The organism is Peptoniphilus ovalis (assembly GCF_018919265.1).
Classification (GTDB): domain Bacteria; phylum Bacillota; class Clostridia; order Tissierellales; family Peptoniphilaceae; genus Peptoniphilus_A; species Peptoniphilus_A ovalis.
The window spans coordinates 147911-171231 of sequence record NZ_JAHLQO010000003.1; the positions used below are offsets into that span (position 1 = coordinate 147911).

The following is a 23321-nucleotide window of genomic DNA, read 5'->3' on the forward strand; positions in this document are numbered from 1 at the left end:
TTACAACTCTTCTTTTGCTGCTTTTACTATATCATCAATTGCTTTATCAAAATCTTTATGATGAATTGTCCCACCTGAAGCTCTAACATGACCTCCACCATCAAATTGTGAAGCTATTTTTGTACAGTTAATTTCTGATTTTGATCGCAGTGAAAGTCTAATGCAATCTTCTTTTTCTTTTAAAAGAACTGCAAGCTCAACTCCATCAGTATCTCTTACAAATTCTACAATACCATCAGCATCGCCTTTTTCAGCATTAGTTTCTTCCATATCTTTATTAGTTACTATTGCTACAGCAATTTTATTGTCGCAAAAATATTTTATTGAATTTAACGCTCTAATTAATAGATTTGTCTTTTCAATAGATCTACTTTGATATACATTTACAGCAATATCATTTAAACTTATATCGTATTTTACAAGTTCTGATGCAATCCTAAAAGTTTCAGAATTTACAGAATCGTATTTAAATGACCCAGTATCAGTAGATAGTCCTGTATAAAGAGAAGTTGCTATATCCTTATTTAATTCAAAATCAATACTTTCAAAAACTCTATAAAGAAGTTCACAAGTTGCAGGAGAATTAGAGTCAACAATATTTAAATCAGCAAAATTTTCATTAGTCTTATGATGATCAATATTAATAGTCTTAGAGCTTTTTTCAAAAATCTCTTTTAGATTATCTCCCATTCTATTAGTATCAGAACAATCAAGAGTTATAAATAAGTCAAAATTTATATCTTTAACTTCTTCTGGGCTTTTATTCTCTTCTATATTTGGTAGAAATTTAAACGAAGATGGAATTAAATCATCTAATAAAAAAATTGGAGTTTTTCCATATTTTTTTAACAAGTTTTTCATTGCAATCACAGAACCCAGATTGTCTCCATCTGGGTTTAAATGTGATGCAATAGCAATTTTTTCACTTTCTTCAATTAGTTTCTTAAATTCAAAAGCTAGATTAGTCAAGTTTATCATTTCCATGATTTACCTCTTCAATTAATTTATTCATTTCTAAAGCTCTTTCAATGGAATCATCTTTTATAAATATTAATTCTGGCATAGCTCTAAGTTTAACTTGTTTTGCAAGCTCTTTTTTTATAAAGCCCTTTGCAGAATTAAGTCCTTCAACTGCTTCTTCTCTGTCGTGGTCATTTCCTAATACTGATACATAGACTTTAGCAAAAGATAAGTCATTAGTGACATCAACATGAGAAATGCTAGTTAAATCAGGAACTCTAGGATCTTTAATTCCATTTTGTAAAATATTGGAAATTGCTTTTTTAACTTCTTCTGAAATTCTATTAATTCTCTTATTATTCATTATGATCTCTTAACTTCCTTTAAAATATATGACTCAAGTAAGTCGCCTTCTTTGACATCATTAAATCCGTCAACCATAAGTCCGCCTTCGTATCCAGTAGCAAGTTCCTTCGCATCATCTTTAAATCTCTTAAGTGAGGAAATATCTCCTTCATGAATAACAATATCATCTCTAAGCACTTTGACTTTAGAATTTCTTAAAATTTTACCACTTAATACATAAACTCCTGCAACCATTTGGTTGTTTGGAAGTTTAAATGTTTGTCTAACTTCACATCTTCCAAGAATTTCTTCAATAATATCTGGATCTAGTAGACCTTTAGCCGCTTGCTCGATATCATTGATAATTTCATAGATAACTCTATAAGTTCTGATTTCAACCTCTTCTTCCTTTGCAAGATCAATTGCATTGATATTAGGTCTTACGTTAAATCCAATAACAATTGCATTTGATGCAGAAGCAAGGGTAACGTCAGATTCATTAATTCCACCTACACCAGAGTGAATTACAGAAATCTTAACTTCTTCATTTGAAAGTTTAAGAAGCGATTGAATCAAGGCTTCAACAGATCCCTTAACATCAGCTTTTACAACAATGTTAAGTTCTTTTACGTCTTCTTCACTAATCTTTTCAAATAGATTGTCAAGACTTATCTTAGTTGTTTGGCTAAGTCTTTTTTCTCTAGAAATTTCTGTATTTTTATCAGCTATCGCTTTTGCAGTTTTATCGTCTTTAACTGCATAAATAGTATCTCCGGCATTTGGGACATCGTTGAGTCCAAGTATTACAACTGGCATAGAAGGTCCAGCTTTTTTAACTTGCTTTCCTTTGTCATCTTCCATAGCTCTAACTCTACCAGAGCAAGTTCCTGAAACTATAGAATCACCAAATCTAAGTGTTCCATTTTTAATTAAAACAGTAGCCATAGGTCCCTTTGATTTATCTAAATTTGCTTCAATTATGTTACCAATAGCTCGTCTATTAGGGTTAGCTTTTAATTCTCTCATTTCAGCAACAAGAAGGATCATTTCTAATAAGTCATCAATACCTTCTCTAGTTTTAGAAGAAACTCCAACCATTATAGTATCTCCACCCCATTCTTCAGAAACAAGATTTTCGTTCATTAATTCTTGTTTAACTCTTTCTGGGTTTGCTTCTGGTTTGTCGATTTTTGTAATTGCTACAATAATTGGAACATCAGCTGATCTTGCGTGAGAGATTGCTTCAACTGTTTGTGGCATAACTCCATCATCAGCTGCTACAACAAGAATAGCTATATCAGTAGTCTGTGCACCTCTAAGTCTCATTGAAGTAAAAGCTTCGTGACCTGGGGTATCTAAGAAAGTAATCTTTCTACCACTTAAATTAACTGTATAAGCTCCAATATGTTGAGTGATACCTCCAGCCTCAGAGTCTGTAACATGAGTTTTCTTAATAGAATCAAGTAAAGATGTCTTACCATGGTCTACGTGCCCCATAACTGTTACGACAGGTGGTCTAGCTTTAAGATCTCTTTCTTTATCTTCTTTTAATAATCCATATTCTTCTTCAACTGATTCATCTAATTGAGGTTCTTCAATTTCTATCTCTACACCCAATTCATCTGCTAAAAGTATGCATGTATCTTCATCAATTGTTTGATTTTGATTTGCCATTACTCCTAGACCTATTAATTTTGTTATAACTGTTGAAACAGAAACTCCCAATTGATCTGCAAAATCTTTTACTGTGATTGGTGCTATTACTGTTATAGGATCATCCCCCTTATTAGTGTCTTCAGTTTTATGTTTAGACTTAACTCTCTTTTTTGGTTTTTTCTTAGTTAAATCTCTGTTATAAGAATTTTGTTTTTTATTATCTTCTTTTTCATTAGAAGATTTATTATTATTTTTATTCTTATTGTGATTTTTATTGTTTTTATTATCATCATTTTTATTTTGATGATCTTTTTTAGAATTGTTATGATTTTGGTTATGTTTTTTATCTCTATTATTATTTTTGTTGCTATCTCTATTATTGTTAGATTTTTTATTCTTAGTGTCTTCTTTAGTATCTATATTTTTAGATTTTTCATTCTTTCTTGGAGATTCATCTTTAGAAGAATTTTTAGAATATAATTTTCTAACTCTTTCTTCATAAGATTCTTCTAAAGTTGACATGTGATTTTTAACTGGTATTTCAAGTTCATTTAACTTATTTAAAAGTTCCTTACTGCTAATTCCCAGTTCTTTTGCCAACGCGTGCACTCTAATTTTTGACAAATTGAACACCTCCTAAAAAGAAGCTTATTAATCTACTGACTGTATTAGTTCTTCATATGTTTCTTTACTAATTTCTGTAGAAAATGCTCTATTTAAAGCCTTTGATTTTACAGCTTTTTCTAAACAATTCTTGTCATTACATATATAAGCTCCTCTTCCATTTGCCTTTCCAGTTTTATCTATAAAGATTTCATCTTCTTTATTTTTTACTACTCTAATTAAATCTTTTTTTGGTTTCTGCTCTCTGCAACCTATGCAAGTTCTCATAGGTATTTTCCTAATTTTAGTCATTATTCACTCCATTAAATTAAGAATATTTATTAATCTTCAAGTTCTTCAGAAACTTCTTCATTTTCAGTTTCTTCAATTTCAAAATCTTGTTCTAAATCCGTAGATTCTTCTTCTGTAGAGATTTCTTCATTATCTAGATTCTCTTCAATAAATTCTACATTTTCATCTAATTCAAGATTTTCTTCTGTATTTTTCTTTTTAGAAAATTCTTCAGCAAGCTCATCTTCTGTAATTCCTTCTTCTTCAAGGTAGTTTTCAAATTGCTCAACTGATTTTATATCTATTTTCCAACCTGTAAGCTTAGCTGCAAGTCTTACATTTTGTCCTTCTTTTCCTATTGCTAGAGAAAGTTGATAATCAGGAACTATTGCAAGTGCTGATTTTTCTTCCTCATTAATAAATACTTTTTCAACCTTTGAAGGGCTTAGCGAATTTGCTATAAATTTATCTATTTCTTTTTCATAAATGACAATGTCAATTTTTTCATTGTGTAGTTCATCAACTATAGAGTTTACTCTTTGACCCTTGTATCCCACACAAGCTCCTAAAGGATCAACTTCCTCGTCTCTAGAAAATACTGCGATTTTAGTTCTTGATCCAGCTTCTCTAGAAATAGAATAAATTTCAACGATGCCTTCAGTGACTTCTGGAACTTCTAGTTCAAATAATCTCTTTACTAAATCTGGATGAGATCTTGAAAGAACAATTTGCGGTCCCTTTGTAGACTTTGCAACTGAGAGGATAAGCATCTTATATCTATCTCCATGTTCATAGCTTTCACCTTTTATCTGTTCACTAAAAGGTAGAACTGCTTCAGTTTTTCCCAAATCAACATATACATTACTATGTGAAGTCCTTTGAACTACTCCAGTTATAATTTCCTTTTCTCTTTCGACATACTCGTCAAAAACTACATCTCTTTGGGCATCTTTAATTCTTTGAATTACCACTTGTTTTGCAGTTTGTGCTGCAATTCTTCCAAAATTTTTTGGATGAATTTCAACATTATATACATCTCCAAGTTCATAGTCTTTGTCAATTTGTTTTGCATTTTCTAAAGATATTTGAAGTTGTTCATCTTCAACTTCTTCTACAATTTCTTTAGATGCATAAAGCTTAATTTCTCCAGTTTCTCTATTCATATTTACAATAACATTTTGTGATGTTCCGTAATTTTTTCTATAACTAGATACAAGAGCTGACTCTAAAGCCTCAAAAACTATTTCTTTAGAAATACCTTTTTCTTTTTCTATTTCATCTAATGCATCTATAAACTCTTGGTTCATATATTCCTCCATTAAAATTTAATAGCTTGTTTCATTGAAGATATTGACTTAATAGGAAGAGTAATCTCTTCTTCTTCAGATGTTAAATAAATATTTTGATCATCATAATCTTTTAAAACAGCACTAAATTCTTTTTTATTATCCATTGGAGCATAAAGTTTTACTTCAACTTCATTTCCAATATTTCGTCTATAATCATCTTTTGTCTTTAAAGGTCTATCAAGTCCAGGTGAAGATATTTCAAGATAATAAGGATTTTTCAAAATATCTAATTCATCTAATTTCTTTTCGATCATTCTACTCATCTCTGAACAATCATCTAAATCAATTCCATCCTTTTTAAAGATAAATATTGACAATAAATCGTGTTTAGAACCATTTTGAAATTCAATATCTACAATTTCATAACCAAGTTCTTTTGCAGCCTCTTCTGCTAGTGGGTAAATTTCTTTTTTTAATTCTTTTTTATTCACATAACACCTCACTATTAAAAAACAAAGAGTGGGAAACCCCACTCTTTACCTCTAAAATATCTTTCTATATAAAATTATATCACAATTTCTCTATTTGACAAGTTCTCATAGGTTAAATAAAGAAATTTGATTTGTTTCATCTAAATTATTTAAAAGTCCATTTTTTTGCAAAATTGAGATAACAGAATTACCAGATTTAGTTCTCTTAGAAAAATCTTCAATTGATAAGAACTTTGATTTTTCAGCTTCTTCTTCAATTAAATTTGCACAGTTTTCTCCTATGCCAGGAATAGCTCTTAAAGGCATTCTTATTTTTCCATCTTCTATAGTAAACTTAGATGCTTTTGATTTGTACAAATCTGGCGCTAAGAATTCAAAACCTCTAGCATACATTTCAAGTGCAACTCTATTTACATTTATTTCTCCCTTGTCCTTTTGTGTAGGCTTTTCAATTTGTGATAATGCTTCAAGCCTATTCTTCAAAAATCTTGGTCCTTCTAAAATTATTTCTCCATTAAAATCACTTAGTTTAATACTGAAGTGAGTTGCATAAAATGCCAATGGATAATTTAATTTATAATAGGCAATTCTAAAGGAAAGCATTACATAAGCAACGGCATGAGCTTTAGGGAACATATACTTTATCTTTTTACAGGAGTCTATATACCACTCAGGAAGATCTAAATTATTCATAATCTCTTCTTGTTCAGGAGTTAGACCTTTACCTTTTCTAACTTTTTCCATTGTATCAAATGCCATTTTATTTTCAGCACCAGCATTTATTAGATAAACCATTATGTCTTCTCTTGTTGCAATAACATCTGATAGCTCTGCCCTTCCAGAGTTCACAAGTTCTTGTGCATTAGAAAGCCATACGTCTGTACCATGTGATAAACCTGAAATTCTCACTAAATCTGCAAAGTTCTTAGGTTTAGTTTCTTTAAGCATGCTGATTACAAATCCTGTACCAAATTCAGGTATACCTAAAGTTCCTGTGTCTGTATCAAAAATTTCCTTGTCTAAATTAAGAGCATCAGAACTATTAAAAATCGAAAGAGTTTCCTTGTCGTCTAGCTTTACATCATTTGCATTTGTTCCAGTGAAATCTTCAAGCATTTTTATAATTGTAGGCCCATCATGACCTAGGATATCAAGTTTTAAAATCTTTCCATGTATAAAGTTATAATCAAAATGAGTTGTAATTACTCCTGAACTTGGATCATCTGCTGGATATTGAATTGGTGTAAAATCGAAAATACTTTTGCTCTTTGGTACAATCATTACACCGCCAGGATGCTGACCACTTGTCCTTTTAACTCCAATTATAGATTTTGAAAGTCTATCGACTTCTACTGGTGAGATGTTCTTATTTTCAAAGTACTTCTTCACATAACCATAAGCAGTTTTTTCAGCTATAGTTCCTATAGTACCTGCTCTAAATACATATCCTTCTCCAAAAAGTTCTTCTGTGTATTTGTGAGCCTCAGGTTGATATTCACCCGCAAAGTTTAAATCAATATCAGGTTCTTTATCTCCATAAAATCCAAGGAATACTTCAAAAGGAATATTGTGTCCATCTTTTCTAAGTGGAGTTCCGCATTCTGGACAATCTTTTTCTGGCATGTCCACACCTGAACCATATTTCAAATCTTCAGTAAATTCTGAATGTTTGCAATTTGGGCAAACATAGTGAGGCGGAAGTGGATTAACTTCAGTAATACCTGACATAGTTGCTACAAATGATGATCCTACAGAACCTCTTGATCCAACTAAAAATCCATCATCATTGGATTTTTTAACAAGTTTTTGAGCAATTATATAAAGAACAGCATATCCATTTGAAATAATCGAATCAAGTTCCTTTTGTAATCTTTCTTCAACAATTTGTGGAAGATTTTCTCCATAAATTTCATGAGCTTTTTTAAAAGTCATTTGTTTCAAATCTTCATCTGACCCTTCAATAACTGGTGGAAAAGTTCCATCAGGAATCGGTTTTATATCATCTAAAGATTCTGCAATTTTATTAGTATTTTCAACAACTACTTCGTAGCTTTTTTCTTCACCTAAATAAGAAAATTCTTTTAGCATTTCTTCAGTCGTCTTAAAATACAATTTTTGTTCTCTGAAAGCTCTCGAATCAGGTCGTCCAGGCTTTCCATTTAGAACTATCCTTCTTTTTATATCATCAATTTCATCAAGATAATATGTGTCTGAGTCCGCTATAACTGGAATATTTAATTTTTCTCCAATTTCGACAATCTTTTTATTTATATCTTTTATATCTTCGATTGTATATTTTCCATCTTGAATTGATAATATATTATCCATTACAGGTTGGATTTCTAAGAAATCATAATAATTTGCTATTCTTTCTAACTCCTCTTGTGGTACATTTCTAAAAATAGCATCAAAGAGTTCAGATGAAGAATTTCCAGATCCAATTAATATTCCTTCTCTATAATTATCTAAAAGTGTTCTAGGAACTTTTGCAGTAAAATTATAAAATTTCATATGCGAAGCCGAAATTAATTTGTATAAATTAGTTAGACCAGTAATATTTTTGACTATTAATAATAATGAATTTTCAAATAAACGTTCTGAATGTATGTTTTTAATTTCTTCGTTTAAATTATCAAAATTAAATTCTTTATCTTTTTTAAACTTTTCAATTAGTTTTATAAACATTGCCGCTGTAGCTTCTGCATCATTTACTGCTCTATGTGCACCTACTAATGAAATCCCTAAATTTTTACAAAGAGTTCCAAGGTTAAATCTCTTTAAATCACATAATAATGCTCTAGCCATAACTAATGTATCTAAAATTGGATGATTGAATTCTAAATTATTATTTTTATATTCTCTTCTTATAAAAGAAATATCGAACTTAGCATTGTGAGCTACTAAAACTGCATCTTTTGAAAACTCATAAAATTTTGGTATTATATCTTCAATTGTCGGTTTATCACTTACAAGTTCATTACTTATTCCAGTTAAATTAACAACTACTTCAGGAATTGGTATTTCAGGATTTATAAGTTCTGAAAATCTATCAGTGATAATTCCATTTTCAATTTTAACAGCACCAATTTCTGTAATTTTATCATTTCTAGAAGAAAGTCCAGTTGTTTCAATATCAAAAACTACATAAGTATTATATTCCTTATTTGAATCATAATATGTCACAATCTTTTCTGTGTCGTCTACAAAATTAATATCGGCTCCATATAAAATTTTTAATCCATATTTTTTAGCTGCATCCATTGCTTCAGGAAATCCCTGCACATCATTTGTATCGGTAATAGCTAAAGCTTTATTCCCCCACATATTTGCTCTATTTGCAAAATCATCAAAAGAAGTAACACCCGACATTTGCGACATTTTCGAATGAATTCTAAATTCAACTCTTTTTTCCTCATCATTATCTAACTTATATAATTTTTCTCGTTTTTCTATATAGCCAATCATAATAGTTTCGCATCTCGAATAATTATCATAACTAACTTTTCCAGTGATAAGAACGTGATCTCCATTTTTAAAGCTATTTAAGAACTCTTTGCACTTTTCTGGTTTTAAAAATATTTTAGCCAAAGTAGAAGATGTATAATCAGTTACTGAAAGAGATACTAGAAAATTTTTGTTTTTAAGTTCTCTACATTCTACATTAAAGATATCAACTTCAACAGTAATTTTTTGAGAATTTAAATCCATTTGAGCTAGATTTGTAATATTGTCAATATCTTTTCTACCATAACTTGAAATTTCATTATTTTCACTTTCAGTTTTAGCTTTTGAAATATTTTTTTGAGCTTCAGTCTTTTGTCTTATATAGATATCTTGCTCTTCTTTTTCAATTTCAACTAAATAATCATCTATACAAGTTTCATTTTGTGATTCATTTTCGCATAATATCTCTACATTGTATTCTCCAAATATTTTAAGCTTTTCTATTAGATGATTTTTAAATCCATTTCTAGTTAAGCTATAAAAAGCTTCTTGTGAAGGGATTTTTAAAATTAATTTCTTAAGATTTAAATCTTTACTTATCTCTAAATCATTTATCCAAGCTTTTGATGAAGGATTGTATTTTAGTATCTCCTCATAAATTAAAGAATCTTCACTTTCATAAAGAGAAGATTCTAAAAATTCAATATTAATTTTATAATCATTGAAATTATTTGAGAAAATTTTACAGATCTCATTTTTTTTAAAATCATCTAAATGTGTTTTAGAATCAATTTTTATAAGAACTTCCATTTTAGATTTGTTTCTTTTTATAGATTTAATTTCAACTTTATCATCTATTTTTAAATTATTGATACTAAGTTTATTTAGAATATCCTTTAATAAAATCATAATATCACCTGTCGTTTTCAATTACTTGTAGTAATTCTTCTAAAAGCACTTCTTCAGGTACTTTTTTTATAATTTCACCTTTTTTAAATATTAAGCCTTCTTTATTTCCACAGGCTATACCATAATCAGCTTCTCTTGCCTCACCAGGCCCGTTAACAGCACAACCCATAATTGCAATAGTTAAATTATCATTTAATTTTTCAAATTTATCTTCTGCCTTTTTAACTATCTCAATTAAATCAACTTTAGTTCTTGCACAAGTTGGACATGAAATCATGTCAATGCCTTCTGTCTTAAGTCCTAAAGATTTCAAAATTTCTCTTCCTGCAATAACTTCATCTACAGGATCAGAGGTTAAAGAAACCCTAATAGTGTCTCCAATACCTTCTGCTAATAAAGTTCCTATTCCAATTGCAGATTTAATAGTCCCCTTATAATTTGTCCCAGCTTCTGTAACTCCTAAATGAAGTGGATAATCAGATAGTTCTGAAAATTTTCTATAACTTGCTATTGTTAAATTGACATTCGATGCTTTAAGAGAAACTGCAATATCTTTAAAATTATATTTTTCTAAGATTTCAACTTCTTCAAGTCCACTGTAAGTAATTGAGTTTTCATTAACTCCATTGTACTTGTCTAAAAATTCCTGCTTAATAGATCCAGAATTTACTCCAACCCTAATTGGTAAATTGTAAAACTTGCAAGCTTCTACAACCTCTTTAATTTTCCACTCTGCTCCAATGTTTCCTGGATTTAGTCTAATTGCATCACTATCATTTTCACATGCAGCTAAAGCAAGTTTATAATCAAATTGGATGTCTGAAATAATTGGGATTCTAATCTCTTTTTTAATCTCTCTTAGAGCTTTTGCATCTTCTAAATCATTAACTGCCATTCTAATGATTTCACATCCTGCTTCTTCAAGTCTTTTAATTTGTGAAACAGTAGATTTTACATCTTTAGTATTTGTATTAGTCATTGATTGAACTGTAATAGGAGAATTACCTCCGACTTCAACATTGCCAACTTTTACTTTTTTCGTTAATTTTCTATTAATCATTATTTGAACAACCTTCCAATATCATTAAAAATTGTAACATAAATCATTAAACTTATGAGAAGTGAAATTCCTATTAGTGTTATTCTTTGTTCTATTCTTTCATCAATGGGTCTTCCTATAATAGCTTCAATTAATAAAAAGAAAAACTTTCCACCATCAAGTGCAGGTATCGGTAATAAATTAAATACTCCTAGATTTATAGAAATAAGCCCTAGAATTTGCAAGAAATTTAGAAATCCTTTAGATGATTCTTGTCCAATAACTTGAACAACTCCAACAGGTCCTGATAAATATTCCATTTTAAAAGAACCTGAAAACATCATTTTTAAGCTCTGAAGAATTACTTTTATCATATCGATTGTTCTTGTAAAACCATACTGAATAGATTTGAAAATAGAATGTTTGAGTTCAGTATTAATTCCTATTAAGTATCTATTGTTTTCTTTTGAAAATTCAGGAGTTAATTTTAGATTAATAATTTCATCATCTCTTTTAATTTTTAATTCAATACTATTATTTTTAGCATTTTGAATTATTTGATTTAAATCATGCAAATCTTTTACTTTTTGATTTGATGTTTCTAAAATTATATCTCCACTTCTAATTCCAGCAATTTCCGCAGGCGAACCAGCAATTACTTCATTAACAAAATTAGAAGGATATCCTATTATAGAAAATATTAAAGTAAATGCCAAAAATCCCAAAATAAAATTCATTGATGCTCCTGCAAGTACAACTGCCATTCTCTTTAATATACTTGCATTATTAAAAGACCTTGGATTTTCAGAATGTTCTTCTTCTCCTTCCATCGCCACATATCCGCCAATAGGTAGGGCTCTTAAACTATATTTAGTTTCATCTGTTTCTTTTTGCAAAATTTTAGGTCCCATTCCAATGGAAAATTCATTTACTTGTATTCCAGATAATTTAGCCATCGAAAAGTGACCAAATTCATGAATCATAACAACAAGTAGAAAAACCATTAAGGAACTTATTAAAGTTATCATTATTCCTCCATCTAAATAAAGAAATACAAAAGATATACAAAAGGGCTAATAAAAATAAGTGAATCAAATCTATCTAAAATGCCACCATGACCTGGTAGAAGTTTAGAATAGTCTTTTATACCTGTATATCTTTTTATTTTGGAAGCAAATAAATCTCCAAATTGTCCAGAAATTGATGCTGCCAGTATTATAATTACAGAATACAGGTTTATAAAATAGCTTGAATTGTATCTATTTAACATTATAAAATAAATTGATGTAATTATAATTGCAGAAATTGTTCCACCTATTGCACCCTCTACAGATTTATTGGGACTTACTCTTTCGATTAGTTTGTGTTTTCCAAACATTGATCCGATAAAATAAGCGAAAGTATCTGTGGAAAAAGAAATAATAAACGCTGCAATTATTAAATAAATGTCGTCAATATTTCCTAAAAGATTTAATAAAAATACTGTATAAAAATAAGAAAAATTAGTATACATATATTCTTCTATACTGTAATTTATAGAAACTATTAGACAAATAGAATTCATTATAAAAAATAATATAACTGCATATATTAATTTAATTTCATAATAAGAAAATAAAAATGTTGCCAAAGCACCAATTAATAATGTCGGCAAATATAATTTAATATTCTTTTTCATAAAGGCATTATGTAGTTCTCTAATTGCTTCAAGGGTTAATATAAAAATAGAAATTTTAATAGCACTAAGTCCAAGATAAATTATAAAAATAATTAGTAAAATTCCAATAACGCCTGTAATAACTCTTTTATATAAATCTGACAATTACAAACCTCCAAATCTCCTATTGCGGTTTTGATAATCATAAATAGCCTTATAGAATTCATTTTCATTAAAATCTGGCCATAGAATGTCTGAAAAATAAAATTCACTATAAGCTAATTGATATAATAAAAAATTTGAAACTCTAAATTCTCCACTAGGTCTGATAAGTAAATCTAAATCAGATTGTCCCTTAGTATAAAGATAGTCCTTGAAAGTTTCTGTATTGATATCATCTATACTTATTTTATTATCTCCAATATCTTTAACAATTTTTTTAGTTGCATCAACTATTTCAGTTTGTCCTCCATAGTTAAGTGCAATATTTAATATCATTTTATCATTTGATTCAGTTCGCTGCAATGCATTATCTATTAACTTTACAATTGAGCTTGGGAATTTAGTATAATCTCCCAATACATTAATTTTTATATTATTTTTAATAATTTTTTCTAGTTGATTTTTTATATAATAAGCTAATAAATCCATAAGTTTTGAAATTTCATCTTCTGGTCTTTTCCAATTTTCTGTTGAAAAAGCATATAAAGTTAAGGATTTAATATTTAATTTATAGGCAGTTTCTACTATATCTATTACTCTTTTAGTGCCTTCTTTATGACCAAAAGTCCTTGGTAAGTTTCTCTTTTTTGCCCATCTTCCATTACCATCCATTATTATTCCAATATGAGATGGAATATTTTCAAAATCTAATTTATCGTAATAATTCATAAATCTCCTTAAAAAATAAAGCCTTAGAGCGAATCTAAGGCTAAAATTTAAATTTCCATAAGTTCTTTTTCTTTTGCTTCTTGAACTTCATCAATTTCTTTAATGTATTTATCAGTTAATTTTTGAATATCTTCTTCGTAAGAAACTTTGTCATCTTCAGAAATTTCTTTAGATTTTTCAGCTTTTTTAATTTCCTCCATTGCATCTCTTCTAATATTTCTAACAGAAACCTTAGCATCTTCTGCATTTTTACCAACAGTTTTAGCTAAATCTTTTCTTCTTTCTTCTGTTAGTTGAGGAATAACAAGTCTAATAATCTTTCCATCATTAGAAGGAGTTATACCTAAATCAGATTTTAAAATAGCCTTTTCAATATCTTGAATTAAGTTTACATCCCATGGTTGAATTGCTAAAAGTCTTGGTTCAGGTGCCGATAAAGAAGCAACTTGGTTAAGTGGAGTTTGTTGACCATAATAATCAACAGTTACTCTATCAAGTAAACTTGTATTAGCACGTCCAGCTCTTATAGATTGAAGTGTTTCAGTAAGTGAGCTAACGGACTTTTTCATTCTACTTTCAGTATTCTTTTTTAGATCAGATATCATAATATCCTCCTATTTTACATTAGTACCTATGTCTTCGCCGCATACAACTTTATACATTGCATCTTCCTCATCAATTCCAAAAACAATTAATGGAATGTTGTTGTCCATACAAAGTGTAGTTGCTGTTGCATCCATAATTTTTAAATTTTTATTCAAAATTTCCCTATAACTTAAATTATCGTATTTTTTTGCATTCTCATTGAATTTAGGGTCGGAATCATAAATTCCATCAACGCCTTTTTTAGCAAGTAAAATCACATCTGCGTCAATTTCTGCCGCTCTAAGAGCAGCTGCAGTATCAGTTGAAAAATAAGGATTTCCAACTCCTGCTGAAAATATAACAACACGTCCCTTTTCTAAGTGTCTAATAGCACGTCTTCTTATATAAGGTTCAGCAACTTGCTTCATTTCAATAGCAGTTTGAACACGAGTAATAACGCCTAATTTTTCTAAAGAATCTTGTAAAGCCAAAGCATTCATAACAGTTCCAAGCATACCCATATAATCTGAAGTAGCTCTGTCAATGTTGTTTTCGTCTCGACCTCTCCAGAAGTTTCCGCCTCCAACTACTATTCCTGTTTCCACGCCTAGATCATATATTTTTTTAACTTGTGTGGCAATTAAATTAATATACTCCATATCAATTCCTACAGAATTAGATCCTGCTAATGCTTCACCACTAAGTTTTAAAACAATTCTTTTATAGCTTGGCATTTACTCCTCCTAATAATTATTTAATTTGTGCTGCTACTTCTGCTGCAAAGTCTTCTTCTCTTTTTTCTAGACCTTCTCCAACTTCGTATCTAACAAATCTTCTAATTTTGATATTTTCACCAATTTTAGCAATTAAATCATTAAGAAGTTCTCCAACTTTTTTGTCTGGATCTTTGATGAAGTTTTGATCAAGTAGAACAATTTCTTCATAGAATTTTTCAAGTCTACCTTCAACCATTTTTTCAATAATGTGCTCTGGTTTGTTTTCTCCTCTAGCTTGTTCAGTTAAAACTTCTCTTTCGTGTTGTAATTCTTCTTCTGGAACTTCATCACGAGTTACATATTTAGGAGCTACTGCTGCAATTTGCATAGCTACATCTTTAACAAAAGCTTTAAAATCCTCATTTTTTGCAACAAAGTCAGTTTCGGAGTTAACTTCTACAAGAACTCCAATTCTTCCACCGTGAATATAAGCTTCAACAATACCTTCTGATGCTATTCTAGAAGATTTTTTTGCTGCAGAAGCCAGTCCCTTTTCTCTTAGAAAGTCAATGGCTTTATCCATATTGCCATCAGTTTCTTGTAAAGCCTTTTTACAATCCATCATTCCTGCGCCAGTTTTTTCTCTTAATTCTTTAATAAGTGCTGCTGTAATTGCCATATTAATCCACTCCTCATTTATTTTAAAAAAAGAGAGTTATAAAGGATTACTTTAGAACTCTCAAAATATATCTTACTCTTCTGTAGTTTCTTCTTCAGAGTTTTCTTCTTCAGATTCTTCTACTGAAACTTCTTGTTCAGATTCATCATAATCATTTACTTTTTCATCATCTTCAATTTGATTACCTTGATTGCCCTCGATAACTGCATTAGCAATAGTTTCAGTGATTAATTTAACTGCTCTAATAGCATCATCATTTCCAGGAATAGGTATATCTAATTCATCAGGATCACAATTAGTATCAACAATTCCAATTACAGGAATTCCTAGGATATGTGCTTCTTTAACTGCAATCTTTTCTTTTTTAGGATCTACTACAAATAGAGCTTGTGGCATACCCTTCATATCCTTAATTCCACCAAGGAATTTTTCTAATTTTTCTCTTTCGTGAAGAAGTTGAGCAACTTCTTTTTTAGGAAGAACATCGAAAGTTCCATTTTCTTCCATTTCATATAACTTATAAAGTCTATCAATTCTATTTTTGATAGTTTTATAGTTTGTTAAAAGACCACCTAACCATCTTTGGTTAATGTATGGCATTCCACATTTAGTTGCTTCTTTTTCAATTGCATCTTGAGCTTGTTTTTTAGTTCCTACAAATAAGATTTCTCCATTATTTGCTGCAACTTCTCTTACAAAATCATAAGCTTCTTCAACTTTTTTTACTGTTTTTTGAAGATCTATGATATAAATTCCGTTTCTTTCTGTGAAGATGAATTTCTTCATTTTAGGATTCCATCTTCTAGTTTGGTGTCCAAAGTGTACACCGGCTTCTAATAAGTTTTTCATTGATATTACTGACATTTAAGCCACCTCCGTGTTTTTTTCCTCCATTTTCTTCACCTAATAAGAGGACTATATAAGCAACTCTCTTATTATCCAAAAATGTGTGTATTAGTTACCGGATAAAAGTATATCATAGCGAAAAATATTTTTCAATAAATACTTTTAACACAGTTATATATTTAAAAAGCGGTGCTTTAAACACCGCTTAAATAATTATTTATTTCTATTAATTCTTAAAAAAGATGGGATTTTAAGTTCTCCATTATCTTCTTCAACTTCATTTCTATTTTCTGAAATGGGAGTTCTAGTATTATTAGCCTCGAACTTATTATCTTTTTTCTTTTTATCATCTTTATATTGATCAAATTCAGTTGCTATAACTGTAATCTTAACTTGATCTTTAAGTGATTCATCAATTCCTGCACCAAAGATGATATTTGCATCTTCAGATACACAGTCTCTAATTAAATCAGCTGCTTCATTAACTTCAAAGATTCCTAGATCAGAACCTGCAGTGATGTTAAGAAGTACTGACTTAGCACCTTCAATTGACGTTTCTAATAGAGGAGAATTAATTGCAAGCTTTGCTGCTTCTGTTGCTCTATCATCACCTGATGCAAGACCTATACCCATATGTGCAACGCCTTTGTCATACATAATTGTCTTAACATCGGCAAAGTCAAGGTTGATTAAGTTTGGAACTGAAATTAAATCAGATATACCTTGGATACCTTGTTTTAAGATATCGTCAGCCATTTCAAAAGCTTGTGAGAAGCTAGTCTTTTTATCAGCAATGCTTAGAAGTCTATCATTTGGAATTATAACAAGTGTGTCAACTTTCCCTTTAAGAGCATTTATTCCCTTTTCAGCAGATTGAGCTCTTTTACGTCCTTCAAATGTAAATGGTTTAGTAACTACACCTACAGTAAGTAATCCTAATTCTTTAGCAACATCAGCTATAATAGGAGCTGCTCCTGTACCAGTTCCACCACCCATTCCTGCTGTAATAAATACCATGTCAGCACCTTCAAGGGCTTCTCTTATTTCGTCTCTAGATTCTTCTGCTGCTTCTTCTCCAACTTCTGGGTTAGCTCCAGCACCAAGTCCTTTAGTAGCTTTTTCTCCAATTTGTATTTTTTCTTCAGCAAGTGAATTTTTTAAAGCTTGCTTGTCAGTATTACAAACTAAGAATTCAACACCTTTAACACCGGCATTAATCATTCTATTTACAGCATTGTTTCCGCCTCCGCCAACTCCGATAACTTTGATTTTGGCGAAATCATCTTGGTCCATATCGAATTCCAACATAAACATCCTCCTCATATACTAAATTTAATTATTTTTATATCTATTACTCTTATTTTATAGAAAATTAGCCAAATAGTCAATATATAAAGCTTCTAAATATGACATAAGCTTATTTTAAACATTTTCTTTTGACTTTTCTACATATCTTTTATCTTTGTCATCATTTTTATCATCTGATGATTTATTTTTTTCACTGTCATCAGTTATTAAAATTGGATTTTCTCCCTTTTCCATTTGAATTGTTAATGCATTCTTATCCGTATTTTTAATATCTTCAAGAATAAGAGAAAGCATTTTTAATTTATAAGAAATATTTGAATAAGATCCAAATTCAATTTTTATTCCATCTATTGTTACAAAAGTTGCTATTGAGTCAAGAAGCTCTATATCTTTTATATTTCCTTGAAGTTTGTAATCTGGATTTTTTAGTTCTATTAAGAGATTTTTCTTTTCTTCATCTTCTTTGAAATTTAAAATATATTTTCCAGGTTGAGGATCTTCAACATTTAATCCAATGAGATTAATTAAATTTTCTGATTTTGAATCGCTATTTTCAAGAATTCTAAATTCCTCATCAACTAATAAATACTCACTTGATTCAATTTGATAGTAAGGCGTTCTTTCTTTAACAATTATCTTCACATCTCCACCAAGACTGTATTTAATATCTGCATCTTTTATGTAAGGAATGTTTTTTATATTTGAAATTCTATCTTTTTTAGCAACTTCAAAATATTTATTGCCTCTCTCGATTCCCGCAGCCTTTTTTATTTCACTTATGCTAACTTTATTATTACCTTCTACTATTACATTTGAAATATTAAAAATATTTGAATTTCTCAATGCAAATATAATTAGGTAAGTAAAAAGAAAAAGCATAAAAAATCTCGAGAAGATTCTAAAATATCTCTTTCTTTTATTTAGTTTTCTTCTAGGTTTTCTATGCTTTTCCATAAAATCACTTTAATAATATTTCTACAATTTTAGAAACGGCGTCAGGACTTGCCATTTTCTTAGAGTTGTCAGCCATCAAACTTCTTTCTTTGTCATTATTTAAAATCTTATTTATGCTTTCAAGAAGAGCTTTGCCATTAAAGTCCTTTTCTTCAATGACAGAACTTGCTCCCATATTACTGTAGCTTTTTGCGTTAAAAAATTGATGATTTCCTGCAGTGTATGCCTTTGGAATCAAAATTGATGCTATTCCAACTGCTGAAATTTCTGCAAGAGTCATAGCTGAAGAAGAAGCTATGACTAAATCAGCACTTGATAGATAATCTGAAACTCTATGTGTATAATCAAGTATCTCTACATTTTCAGGTATTTCTTTTACTCTTTTCATAAAGTCTTCGTAATGATCTCTTCCCGTAACATGAGTTAATTTAAATGGTATATCTTCTCCAGAGTTTATTATTTCTATTATTGCATCATTTGTGGATTCTTGTCCTCCACTACCTCCAAAGGAGAATACAAATTTTTCTTCATTTTTAATACCTAATTGCTCTCTAGATTTTTCTTTATCTATATGTGAGAATACTTCTCTAATAGGATTTCCAGTAAATATAATATTTTTATTGTTCAAATATTTTTTTGCTTCTAAAAAGTTTATAAAAACGTAATCTGCTTTTCTAGCTAGTATTTTATTAGTCTTTCCAGGATAAGCATTTTGTTCTTGAATTGCCGTCTTAATCTTTTTTTGTTGAGCTTTAAATACAATTGGCGCACATACATATCCACCTGTTCCGATTACAATATCAGGTTTAAATTCATTTATAATTTTGCTACATTCATTAATTCCCTTTAATAAATTAAAAAAGGTAATAACTGTATCTCTGTTTAGCTTTCTTCTTGGAAGACCTGATATATCAATTCCTCTGAATTCATATCCGTATTTATTTGCAAGCTCTTCCTCTAAAGATCCTTTTTTCCCAACATAGAGAATCTCTGCATCTTTGTCTTCTTTTTTTAATTCATCACCAATTGCGAGAGCTGGATAAATATGTCCACCAGTCCCCCCACCTGATAAAATATATTTCATTTACTAAATCCCCTTTATTAATATCATTATTAATGTTACTATTAGGTATTATACACAGTTTTAGTTCAAATGACAAATAGCTACATACTAAGTTATACTTTCATTTTATATACAATTGTTTTTATATTGAATCCAAAAAAAGCACAAAATAAATTGTGCTTTTTATATTTTAAACTCTGCTTTGTTTTGAGATTTTTAATAACATTGCTGTAGAAATAATTGCAATTACAAGAGCAGTACCTCCATAAGATATAAATGGAAGTGTAATTCCAGTAACAGGAAGAAGTTTAACACCTACTCCCATATTAAAGAATGCTTGTATACCGATATAACTTGAAAGCCCTACTGCTACAAACTTATCAAAAAAATTAGTAGCTTTATATGCAATAATAAATCCTCTATAAATATATGTCATAAATAAAATTACAATAAATAAACTTCCTATAAATCCAAATTCTTCTGCTATTACAGAAAAAATAAAATCTGTATAAGCTTCTGGAAGGTTTGTGTATTTTTGCCTTGATCTAAATAATCCTACTCCAGAATATCCTCCTAGAGCAAAAGCATACAATGATTGTCTTGCTTGATATAAATCTGCAGATTGATAATCAGTTGAATCTGAAAATAGTCCAAAAATTCTGAACAATCTAAATCTATTATCTGGATCAAATAATACTAAAGCTACAAGAATAACTCCTAAAACTAAAATTATCAAAAATTGCTTTTTATTAAGACCTGCTGCTACAAGCATTACAAACATTGCAAAACCAATTACCACTGCAGTGGAAAAGTCCTTTATCATTATTGGTCCAACTGAAATTCCCATTATTGCAATTGCACCTAAAAATACTGGCATTTCTTTCAATCTTTTGATATTTTTTGATAAATATTTTGCAAAAAATACAATTGCTGAAATTTTTAAAATATCAGATGGTTGGAATCTAAATTTTAATATAGGGACTTCAAGCCATCTAACTTGACCTTTTACACCTTTGCCAAGTGGTGTCCATAATAAGATTATTAATAAAATACTTATAGGAAATATCCAAGTTATATTTTTATAGATTACCCCTTTAGGTATTCTAAGTATAAAGAATGTAGCAATTATTCCAATTATTAAAAATGCAGATTGCCTAATTAAATAGTGCAAACTGCTAAAATTATATTTTTTTGCTGTTGGAAAAGATGCAGATGTAACTGCTACAAGGCCAATAATAATTAATAAAATTGTAGCCACAAGTAGCACTAGATCAACATTTTGAATCCTATTTTTAAGCTTCATTATTTTTCAACTCTCTGACTAGATTTTTGAAATGTCTTCCTCTTTCTTCATAATCATTGTACATATCCCATGATGCACAAGCTGGAGAGAATAAAACATCTTCTCCTTTTTTTGCAAAATTATTAACAAGCTCAATTGCCTTTTGTAAATTTTCCACTACAAAAAACTCGATTCCATTTTTCTTACAAGAGCTTGCAATCTTATCAGCTGTTTCACCAAATAAAACAACAGAATCTAATTTTTCCTTTGACTTTTCAATCAATTCATCAAAATTAGCTCCCTTGTCATATCCTCCAGCAATTAATATTACTTCTCCGTCCATAGCTTGTATTGCAACTTCAGTTGAGTCAGGATTTGTTCCTTTAGAATCATTATAATATTTAATTCCATTTATATTTCTTACAAATTCAATTCTGTGCTCAACACCAGTAAAATTAGATATGCTATTTCTAATTATTTCGTCTTCAATTCCAAATAATTTAGCGATAATTATTGATCCCATTATATTTTTTATGTTGTGAATTCCTGGGATTTTAATTTCATTTGTATCAATTATTTCAGAAATTTCTCCTTCATCTCTAAAAAATATTTTATTATCTTTTAAATATGCACCATTTTCATTGACATCTTCTGTTGAGAAATAATAAATTTTGCTCCTAATATTGTGTTTTGCTGCCAAATCTTTATCTTCGTAATTTAAAATTGCATAATCATTTTCATCTTGATTTGCAAAAATTTTAAACTTAGCATTTACATAATTTTCAACACTTTTATGCCAATCTAAGTGATCACTAGTTACATATGTAAGAAGTGCTATATTTGGTTTAAACTCAATTGTATCTTCAAGTTGGAAGGATGAAGCTTCAATTACTACGAAGTCATCAATGCTAGCTTCATTAGTAATTTCAAGAATTCCCTTACCAATATTACCTACTACATAAGTTTTATTTTTTCTCTGTAAAATATCTCCAACTAATGTAGTTGTAGTGGTCTTTCCATTAGTTCCTGTTATAGCAACTATCTTATCTGTCTTTAAATTTCTATATGCAAGCTCAATATCGGAAATAATATTAATATTTAATTCTCTAGCTTTTTCTAAAATTTCATGATCAGGATAAATTCCAGGACTCTTTACTATTAAATCAATATTTTTTAAATCTTCTTCTTTAAATATTATAAAATCTTCTTCAGTTTCTATATTTTCTAAATCTAAATTTTTATCATAAACATAAATCTTGCATGGAAAGTCGTTTAAAAACTTTAGAGCAGATTTTCCTGTTATACCAAATCCAAAAATTAGAACATTTTTATTTTTTAACATTCTATCACCTAAAATAAAATTATATATGAAATTATGCAAAGAATAATTTCAACAATTGAAAATACTGCAACTATCTTTGTCTCATGCCAACCTTTATGTTCAAAATGATGATGAAGTGGTGACATTAAGAAAACTCTCTTCCCTGTTGTTTTGAAGCTAATTACCTGAATAATAACTGATAGAGTTTCAATAAAATAAATTCCTCCAGCAATTGGTAAAATTAGTGGAATATTCAATAAAATTGCAATTGCTGATATTGCTCCTCCAAGAGCTAGTGAACCAGTATCTCCCATAAAAACTTTTGCTGGATATTTATTATAAAATAAAAATCCAATTAGTGCTCCTGATAAAGCTAAACAAAATATTGCAATCTCTGGTCTATTAAACTTAACTGAGCAAATTGTAAAAAACAATAAACAAATAATTGTAACACTTGATGATAAACCATCTAGCCCGTCAGTTAGATTAACAGAATTAACAGTTCCAACTACAACAAATATTATAAATGGAATGTAGAGTAATCCTATATTAATATAATCCTTTAGAAATGGAATATATAAATCAGTTGACATGTTTTTTGAATTTGACTGATAAATTATTAGGATTACAGAAGCTATTATTTGTAAAAATAATTTTTGATAAGCTCTTAAACCTAAGTTTCTCTTTTTAACCACTTTGATATAATCATCTATAAAACCTATGGCCCCAAAGGCAAAAGTAGAAAATAAAATCATAAAAACGGAAATTTTAAAATTTCCTGTAATTAATATGGTAATCAAAACAGAACTAAGAAAAATTATTCCACCTATGGTAGGTGTTCCACTTTTAACTAAATGTGATTTAGGCCCATCTTCTCTAATGCTTTGGCCCGCATGTAATTTTCTAAGTAAGGGAATAAATACCCTCCCTAAGATTATAGAAAGTATTAATCCAATTATTATATTTATAAAATAAATCATTATATCTCCAGC

At 29.3% G+C, this 23321-nt stretch carries 21 protein-coding genes; all 21 read right to left on the minus strand.

The annotated features are described in order from the left end of the window. The gene (locus KQI68_RS04355) at positions 1-984 is read right to left on the minus strand and encodes a DHH family phosphoesterase (protein WP_216548919.1); all 984 of its coding nucleotides are present in this window, start codon (positions 982-984) and stop codon (positions 1-3) included. Continuing rightward, a complete protein-coding gene (gene rbfA, locus KQI68_RS04360) occupies positions 962-1324 on the minus strand; it encodes a 30S ribosome-binding factor RbfA (RefSeq protein WP_216548920.1) in 363 nt (120 codons plus the stop codon). The genes KQI68_RS04355 and rbfA overlap by 23 nt, the downstream gene beginning before the upstream one ends. Then, positions 1324-3585, minus strand: a complete 2262-nt coding sequence (gene infB / locus KQI68_RS04365; RefSeq protein WP_216548921.1) for a translation initiation factor IF-2 — start codon at positions 3583-3585, stop codon at positions 1324-1326. The genes rbfA and infB overlap by 1 nt, the downstream gene beginning before the upstream one ends. Positions 3586-3612: 27 nt before the next feature. Continuing rightward, entirely contained in the window at positions 3613-3876 is a 264-nt protein-coding gene (gene rnpM, locus KQI68_RS04370) for an RNase P modulator RnpM (protein WP_216548922.1), read from the minus strand. 29 nt (positions 3877-3905) lie between these two features. Beyond that, entirely contained in the window at positions 3906-5162 is a 1257-nt protein-coding gene (gene nusA, locus KQI68_RS04375; protein ID WP_216548923.1) for a transcription termination factor NusA, read from the minus strand. An 11-nt stretch (positions 5163-5173) separates the two neighbouring features. Beyond that, positions 5174-5635 carry a ribosome maturation factor RimP gene (locus KQI68_RS04380; protein ID WP_216548924.1) on the minus strand — a complete coding sequence of 154 codons (462 nt, stop codon included), beginning with the start codon at positions 5633-5635 and terminating at the stop codon, positions 5174-5176. Positions 5636-5740: 105 nt separating this feature from the next. Beyond that, the gene (locus KQI68_RS04385; protein WP_216548925.1) at positions 5741-9988 is read right to left on the minus strand and encodes a PolC-type DNA polymerase III; all 4248 of its coding nucleotides are present in this window, start codon (positions 9986-9988) and stop codon (positions 5741-5743) included. Between the two features lie 4 nt (positions 9989-9992). Further along, positions 9993-11048 (minus strand): flavodoxin-dependent (E)-4-hydroxy-3-methylbut-2-enyl-diphosphate synthase, encoded by a 1056-nt coding sequence (ispG, locus tag KQI68_RS04390; protein ID WP_216548926.1) that lies wholly within the window; start codon positions 11046-11048, stop codon positions 9993-9995. Next, entirely contained in the window at positions 11048-12055 is a 1008-nt protein-coding gene (gene rseP / locus KQI68_RS04395) for an RIP metalloprotease RseP (RefSeq protein ID WP_216548927.1), read from the minus strand. The genes ispG and rseP overlap by 1 nt, the downstream gene beginning before the upstream one ends. An 11-nt stretch (positions 12056-12066) precedes the next feature. Next, positions 12067-12849, minus strand: a complete 783-nt coding sequence (locus KQI68_RS04400) for a phosphatidate cytidylyltransferase (RefSeq protein WP_216548928.1) — start codon at positions 12847-12849, stop codon at positions 12067-12069. Next, positions 12850-13575 carry an undecaprenyl pyrophosphate synthase gene (gene uppS, locus KQI68_RS04405; protein ID WP_216548929.1) on the minus strand — a complete coding sequence of 242 codons (726 nt, stop codon included), beginning with the start codon at positions 13573-13575 and terminating at the stop codon, positions 12850-12852. It abuts the gene before it with no gap. A gap of 47 nt (positions 13576-13622) precedes the next feature. After that, entirely contained in the window at positions 13623-14180 is a 558-nt protein-coding gene (gene frr / locus KQI68_RS04410) for a ribosome recycling factor (RefSeq protein WP_216548930.1), read from the minus strand. Positions 14181-14189: 9 nt separating this feature from the next. After that, positions 14190-14894, minus strand: coding sequence for a UMP kinase (gene pyrH / locus KQI68_RS04415; protein WP_216548931.1), 705 nt, complete (start codon positions 14892-14894; stop codon positions 14190-14192). Between the two features lie 16 nt (positions 14895-14910). Then, positions 14911-15555 carry a translation elongation factor Ts gene (gene tsf / locus KQI68_RS04420; RefSeq protein WP_216548932.1) on the minus strand — a complete coding sequence of 215 codons (645 nt, stop codon included), beginning with the start codon at positions 15553-15555 and terminating at the stop codon, positions 14911-14913. Positions 15556-15627: 72 nt separating this feature from the next. Then, positions 15628-16419 (minus strand): 30S ribosomal protein S2, encoded by a 792-nt coding sequence (gene rpsB, locus KQI68_RS04425; RefSeq protein ID WP_216548933.1) that lies wholly within the window; start codon positions 16417-16419, stop codon positions 15628-15630. A 195-nt stretch (positions 16420-16614) separates the two neighbouring features. After that, complete coding sequence (ftsZ, locus tag KQI68_RS04430; protein ID WP_216548934.1) at positions 16615-17709, minus strand: cell division protein FtsZ; 1095 nt, start codon at positions 17707-17709, stop codon at positions 16615-16617. 114 nt (positions 17710-17823) lie between these two features. Beyond that, positions 17824-18663, minus strand: coding sequence for a cell division protein FtsQ/DivIB (locus KQI68_RS04435; protein ID WP_216548935.1), 840 nt, complete (start codon positions 18661-18663; stop codon positions 17824-17826). A gap of 4 nt (positions 18664-18667) precedes the next feature. Continuing rightward, entirely contained in the window at positions 18668-19747 is a 1080-nt protein-coding gene (murG, locus tag KQI68_RS04440; protein ID WP_216548936.1) for an undecaprenyldiphospho-muramoylpentapeptide beta-N-acetylglucosaminyltransferase, read from the minus strand. Positions 19748-19916: 169 nt separating this feature from the next. Continuing rightward, the gene (locus KQI68_RS04445; protein ID WP_216548937.1) at positions 19917-21029 is read right to left on the minus strand and encodes an FtsW/RodA/SpoVE family cell cycle protein; all 1113 of its coding nucleotides are present in this window, start codon (positions 21027-21029) and stop codon (positions 19917-19919) included. Continuing rightward, positions 21019-22350 (minus strand): UDP-N-acetylmuramoyl-L-alanine--D-glutamate ligase, encoded by a 1332-nt coding sequence (gene murD, locus KQI68_RS04450; RefSeq protein WP_216548938.1) that lies wholly within the window; start codon positions 22348-22350, stop codon positions 21019-21021. The genes KQI68_RS04445 and murD overlap by 11 nt, the downstream gene beginning before the upstream one ends. An 8-nt stretch (positions 22351-22358) precedes the next feature. Beyond that, positions 22359-23309: a phospho-N-acetylmuramoyl-pentapeptide-transferase gene (mraY, locus tag KQI68_RS04455; RefSeq protein ID WP_216548939.1), complete on the minus strand. Its 951-nt coding sequence runs from the start codon at positions 23307-23309 to the stop codon at positions 22359-22361. Positions 23310-23321 lie beyond the last annotated feature (12 nt).

What these genes read in the sequence shown, in the direction of transcription:
- nusA (WP_216548923.1), bottom strand. Translation starts at nt 5,162, where the DNA reads ATGAACCAAGAGTTTATAGATGCATTAGATGAAATAGAAAAAGAAAAA.
- mraY (WP_216548939.1), bottom strand. Translation starts at nt 23,309, where the DNA reads ATGATTTATTTTATAAATATAATAATTGGATTAATACTTTCTATAATC.
- KQI68_RS04445 (WP_216548937.1), bottom strand. Translation starts at nt 21,029, where the DNA reads ATGAAGCTTAAAAATAGGATTCAAAATGTTGATCTAGTGCTACTTGTG.
- uppS (WP_216548929.1), bottom strand. Translation starts at nt 13,575, where the DNA reads ATGAATTATTACGATAAATTAGATTTTGAAAATATTCCATCTCATATT.
- rseP (WP_216548927.1), bottom strand. Translation starts at nt 12,055, where the DNA reads ATGATAACTTTAATAAGTTCCTTAATGGTTTTTCTACTTGTTGTTATG.
- pyrH (WP_216548931.1), bottom strand. Translation starts at nt 14,894, where the DNA reads ATGCCAAGCTATAAAAGAATTGTTTTAAAACTTAGTGGTGAAGCATTA.
- KQI68_RS04355 (WP_216548919.1), bottom strand. Translation starts at nt 984, where the DNA reads ATGGAAATGATAAACTTGACTAATCTAGCTTTTGAATTTAAGAAACTA.
- ftsZ (WP_216548934.1), bottom strand. Translation starts at nt 17,709, where the DNA reads ATGTTGGAATTCGATATGGACCAAGATGATTTCGCCAAAATCAAAGTT.
- rnpM (WP_216548922.1), bottom strand. Translation starts at nt 3,876, where the DNA reads ATGACTAAAATTAGGAAAATACCTATGAGAACTTGCATAGGTTGCAGA.
- KQI68_RS04435 (WP_216548935.1), bottom strand. Translation starts at nt 18,663, where the DNA reads ATGGAAAAGCATAGAAAACCTAGAAGAAAACTAAATAAAAGAAAGAGA.
- frr (WP_216548930.1), bottom strand. Translation starts at nt 14,180, where the DNA reads ATGATATCTGATCTAAAAAAGAATACTGAAAGTAGAATGAAAAAGTCC.
- ispG (WP_216548926.1), bottom strand. Translation starts at nt 11,048, where the DNA reads ATGATTAATAGAAAATTAACGAAAAAAGTAAAAGTTGGCAATGTTGAA.
- tsf (WP_216548932.1), bottom strand. Translation starts at nt 15,555, where the DNA reads ATGGCAATTACAGCAGCACTTATTAAAGAATTAAGAGAAAAAACTGGC.
- murG (WP_216548936.1), bottom strand. Translation starts at nt 19,747, where the DNA reads ATGAAATATATTTTATCAGGTGGGGGGACTGGTGGACATATTTATCCA.
- murD (WP_216548938.1), bottom strand. Translation starts at nt 22,350, where the DNA reads ATGTTAAAAAATAAAAATGTTCTAATTTTTGGATTTGGTATAACAGGA.
- rpsB (WP_216548933.1), bottom strand. Translation starts at nt 16,419, where the DNA reads ATGTCAGTAATATCAATGAAAAACTTATTAGAAGCCGGTGTACACTTT.
- rbfA (WP_216548920.1), bottom strand. Translation starts at nt 1,324, where the DNA reads ATGAATAATAAGAGAATTAATAGAATTTCAGAAGAAGTTAAAAAAGCA.
- KQI68_RS04385 (WP_216548925.1), bottom strand. Translation starts at nt 9,988, where the DNA reads ATGATTTTATTAAAGGATATTCTAAATAAACTTAGTATCAATAATTTA.